Below are 5,030 nucleotides of genomic sequence, written 5' to 3' on the forward strand. Positions count from 1 at the left end.
CGAGTTCACGTTGCCGTAGATGTCGGCCTCGATCATGCCGTTGCAGGCGATGACGAACTGACGACGGATGACCTCGGGATGGTTGGAGACATCCTGCGGGCGCAGGATGATCCGGCCGTGGTAGTCCTTGGCATGCTCGTTCATGTGATGCGCCATCTCGGGCGATAGCGAGAACGCGGTGGCCGAGGCCACGTCGATCTTGCCGGCGTCGATCAGGTCGACCATGCCGTCCTGGATGACCTCGGTGTAGCTGGTCATGTGCTCGAACTTCGAGTCCTTCAGACCTGCCAGCACCGCGTTGGCGATGTTGCCGACGCCAGACTGCAGCGGCCAGAGGTGCTCGGGCATCCGGTGTGCCTTGACCTCTTGCTCGAGGAAGTCGAGCAGGTGGCCGGCGATGGCGCGGGAGTCGTCGTCCAGCGGCTTGAAGGGGGAGTTGCGGTCGGGGTCGTCGGTCTCGATGACGGCGACGATCTTGCTCGGGTCGACCTTGAAGGTCTTCTGGCCGACGATGTCACCGGGATGGTTGATCGGGATGGGCTCGCGCCGCGGCTTGATCTCCATGCCGTAGTAGATGTCGTGCATGCCGTAGAGGTCCTCGGTCTGCCACGAGTTGACCTCGACGATGATCTTGTCGGCCTCGTCCAGGTAGGTACGGTTCGCGCCCACCGACGATGAGGGGATGAGTTCGCCCTCGGGGGTCACCGCGGTGGCCTCGATGACCGCGAAGTCGAGGTGACCGTAGAAGCCCATCCGCACGAGCTTGGTGGTGTGCGACAGGTGCACATCGTTGTATGAGGTGGTGCCGTCATTGATGCTCTTGCGCATCGACGGATCGGACTGGTACGGCACGCGGAGGGCGACGCCGCCGGTTTCCGCGAGTACACCGTCGAGTTCGGGGGCGGTGGAGGCACCGGTGAACATGCGGATCGTGAAATCCTCGCCACGGCCGCGGGCTTCGTTGATGCGCGCCGCCAGGGCACCCGGGAACTCCTTGGGGTAGCCGGCGCCCGTGAAGCCCGAGAATCCGATCGATGCTCCGGGATGAACAAGAGCTGCGGCGTCCGCAGCACTCATGACCTTGCTTGCGAATGCCGGGTGCTGGATGCGGCCAGACATGAACCCTCCTCGTTGAAATGTGACGTTGAAAAGGCTATCGGTCCGCAACTTCCGGCGGACCTCGGGGTCGGGGTCAGACCTGGCTGGGCTCGTCCGGCTCTGGCGGTCATGTGTTCGGTAGACGCGTGGTCGGACGGATCACCAGTCCGGTGCGCAACTTCGGCGTGAAGAACGTGGACTTCGGAGGCATCAGCAGGCCTTCGCGAGCGGTCCGTTCGATCTCTGCCAGCGATGTAGGACGAATCAGTATCGCGCCGGCATGCCTGCCGAATGGGCCGGTGCCGGCATCCGAAAGCTCGGCGAGTACCTCGTCCAGGCCGTGCTGATAACTGACCTGCGCATTGCTGCCCGCCAGGGCGTGCTCCAGCCAGGCTCCATCCAGCGCGCGGACACCGGTAAAGGCTCCCTGACGCGGCGTCAGCCAGCTCGGGCGTCCCCTGGGATCCAGCAGCACCAGCCGCCCGGTCGCGGCCATTGCGGCCAGGGTCTGCGGCCCGAGCGGTTCGGTCATCTCTTCGATGATGAAGCTGCCCGACAGATCCTTCTTCAGCTCGTCGAAGGAGACGCCGTCGTAGATGCGATGGATGGCTTCGATCGACAGCTGGTCGTCCACGAGCTCGTTGATGAAGGTCAATGTGAGTTCGGCGGCGGTGTCCTTGCGTCCGGTCGCCTTGCGCACCATGTCGCGGTAGACCCGGGAGATGCCGTAACGGTGGTGACCGTCGGCGATCAGCACATCGTCGGAGCCGACGATCTGGCTGATCGCGGCAACCCGCGCCGGATCGGTGACCCGCTCGACGCGGTGAGTGACGTCGTCGACCACCAGTTGACCGATCGGCTCGCCGGGAGCGGCCAGCGCCTCGGTCAGTCCGGACGCGAGCGAGAGTCCCCAGACCGGCGAGAGGTTCGCCCCGGTCGCGACAGTAAGGTCGAGCCGGTCGGTGCTGGCCTTCTTGGTCGTCCTCTCGTGCGGGAGCACCCCGCCGGCTCCCTCGTCCACGACCTCAAGGCCGCCGAGCACGCCCGAGATGGTGCGCTTGGCGCCGGTCGCATCTATCAGATCCATCCGGTAGATGGTGAACGAGGGCGTCTCCTCGTGTATCAGGATGCCCTTCTCGAGCCACTCTTTCAGCAGGAAACCGGCGATGTCGTAGCGACTGGAATCGCCGCGGGGCACATCGATCCAGGTGATGTTGTGCCTGCTGCGATTGTTCTGCTCTGTGACGTCGTCGTCGGAGAGCACATCGTAGGGCGGCGCGATGACCTGATCCCAGTTGGCGTCCGCGGCGTAGCGGATGGCGTTGAAAGGTTCGAAACGTGGCACGGTCACTACGCTAGCGGGCTGCGGCGATGCGCGGGAGCCGAGCGGTTGCTTCGCCGGAAAACCGCTGTTCCGGACGAAGATTCCTCGGCTTGGTTGTTTCAGGCTTCAGGCGAGGGCGACGATCAGCACCGCTACGCTCATCGCGATCTCCAAGATGCCGATGCGAAGCGGCTTGGGACGATGATCCAGCCGCGGCAGCCACCAGCTGCGCAGCGTGCAGACGGCGAAGAAGACCGGCCAGCCGAGGTTGAGCAGCCCGGCGACGGTGGCCACCGTGGTCAGGGCGGTGAACGCGACGTGCCATCCGATGGATTGCCGCCTGGCCCGCGGGTTGCCCCACTCGCGAATCAACGATTTCACGTGCCAGACCGTGCCGCCGAAATAGCCGAAGAGGGCCCCGAAGGTCGCCAACCCGGCCCAGCTGCCGGAGGATCCGGCCATCAGCTCCCTGGGGTCGGGAAAACCGATGGCGAGACCCATCCCGACCGCCAGTGCGACGGTGACCAGCCCGCTGGTGACCGAGCGGTCGTGTTTGCGCGACGCCTGCCACACCGCCCAGGCCATCAGCGGCGCCGCGACCGGCAGCCACCACAGCAACGAGGCGCCACCCAGCACGATCACCAGGGCTGCGCCGAGACCGGTGAGCGCTCCGTAGGCGATCATCGGCGTGCGGAATGCCTCGCGGCGCGCCGGGGCGGCGTGCAGCCACAGTCCGAGCACATTGAACGCGAGGTAGGCGGACAATTCGGCGATGGCAAGCGGAACCAGCCAGGCTTCGAGGGGTTTGCCGGCTCTGGACGCCAGCACCACGCCCACGATGAACGGGACGGCGAGCATGGCCCAGGCGCCATGCTGGTTCGGCAGCCAGCCGCGCGCCGCCAGGGACTTTTTCTTGCGGCGGCTTCTCGGACGAGCTGTCTGCTGCGGTTCGGAACAGCGCCTACTCATCGATGCCCTAACTGTTTGGTCGAAGACGAAAACGGGTGGTTGGGGTCGCCGGTAAGCGAGCCTATTCTTTGGGCGAGCGGCGGCGACCCCAACCACCCGACCAAGGCGGCGACCCCAGAACCACCCGATCAAGGTGACCACAGCCAGGTCAAGCGGGCTACCTGCCGACCGGCTTGACGAACGGGAAGGTCAGCACCTGACGGATGGCGGTGCCGGTGATCGCCATGATCAGCCGGTCCAGCCCGATGCCCAGACCACCGGTGGGTGGCATGCCGAGTTCGAGGGCGCCGAGGAAGTCCTCGTCCACCTCCATCGCCTCCGGATCGCCCTGAGCCGCCAGCCAGGACTGTTCGGTCAGCCGTGAGCGTTGGATCAGCGGATCGGCCAGCTCCGAATAGGCGGTGCCGAGCTCCATGCCGCCTGCCACCAGATCCCAGCGCTCGACGAGCCCCGGTTTGCTGCGATGACGGGCTGTCAGCGGCGAGCTCTCCTCCGGGAAATCCGCATAGAAGGTCGGCATGATGGTCGCTGGCTCGACCAGCTCCCCGTAGAGCTCTTCCAGCACCGCGCCGGGTCCGAGCCCCTCCTTGAGGTCGATCTCCAGATCGCGGGCGATCTCGATCAGCTCGTCCAGATCGGTATGCACGCTGACCTCGCGACCGAGCTTCGCCGAGACCGCCTCGGTGACGGTGACCACCGGCCAATCGCCGCTGATATCGGTCAGCTTCACCGAACCGGACGCATCGGGCAGCGGCAGTACGGGTCGTCCATGCACGGCTATTGCTGCGTTCTGGATGATGCGCTGGGTGAGCAGCCGCATATCGGTGTAGTCGGCCAGCGGCTGGTAGGCCTCGACCACGGTGAACTCGGGGTTGTGCGTGGTGTCGGCGCCCTCGTTGCGGAAGTTGCGCCCGATCTCGAAGATCGGACCCATGCCTGCCACCAGCAGCCGCTTCAGCGATAGCTCGGGTGCGATGCGCAACACCAGATCGGTGTCGTAGGCGTTGATGTGGGTGCGGAACGGACGCGCGGTGGCTCCACCGTTGGTGGTGCCGAGGATCGGTGTCTCGACCTCGCAGAAGCTCTCGTCCAGCAGCGTCTGACGGACCGCGGAGATACCCCGGCTGCGGGCGAGCAGCAGATCGAGCTCGCCAGGATTGACCAGCAGATCGAGAGAGCGGTTCCTGGCCCGGGCTTGCGGATCCACCAAGCCCTGCCAGGGCACCGGGTGTGTCGCCTTGGCCAGCATCGTCCAGCTGTCGACCAGCAGGGATGGCGTGCCGTTGCGCGATCTGCCCAACCGCCCGGTTGCCTCGATGATGTCACCGGAATCCACTAGCCGCGAGAATTCCCGTAGCCGGACGCGACCGATCTTGGCGCCGTCGAGCAGCAGTTGCAGGCCGGCTCCGCGGTCGGTCAGGTCGGCGAAGCAGACCCCGCCGTGGTCGCGAATCCGGCGGATGCGCCCGGCGAGTGAGTGCTCTTCGGCTTGTGCCGTCCCAGGCTGCGTCGCCAACGAAGCGGTCGCTGCGGCAGCTGCTCCGGGTTCGTTGATCTGCAAACCGGGCAGCGCTGTCGACAGCCAGACCGCATTCAGGTGACCGACCGGGTAACCGGGACGCCCGGCCGCCTCCAGCGC

The 5,030-nt window shown here is 65.9% G+C and carries 4 protein-coding genes; all 4 read right to left on the reverse strand.

Features of this window, described 5'->3' with window-relative positions:
- The coding region (locus tag AAFP05_RS08335) for a propionyl-CoA--succinate CoA transferase (protein WP_341729395.1) at positions 1 to 1,119 on the reverse strand (1,119 nt) is incomplete at its 3' end.
- Positions 1,120 to 1,225: 106 nt separating this feature from the next.
- The gene (locus AAFP05_RS08340) at positions 1,226 to 2,443 is read right to left on the reverse strand and encodes a DUF1015 domain-containing protein (protein WP_341729396.1); all 1,218 of its coding nucleotides are present in this window, start codon (positions 2,441 to 2,443) and stop codon (positions 1,226 to 1,228) included.
- A 105-nt stretch (positions 2,444 to 2,548) separates the two neighbouring features.
- Positions 2,549 to 3,391, reverse strand: coding sequence for a YwiC-like family protein (locus AAFP05_RS08345; protein WP_341729397.1), 843 nt, complete (start codon positions 3,389 to 3,391; stop codon positions 2,549 to 2,551).
- 157 nt (positions 3,392 to 3,548) lie between these two features.
- A partial coding sequence (locus AAFP05_RS08350) for a lysine--tRNA ligase (protein WP_341729398.1) occupies positions 3,549 to 5,030 on the reverse strand: 1,482 nt, incomplete at its 5' end.

This window comes from Brooklawnia sp. (assembly GCF_032229645.1).
Lineage (GTDB): Bacteria > Actinomycetota > Actinomycetes > Propionibacteriales > Propionibacteriaceae > Brooklawnia.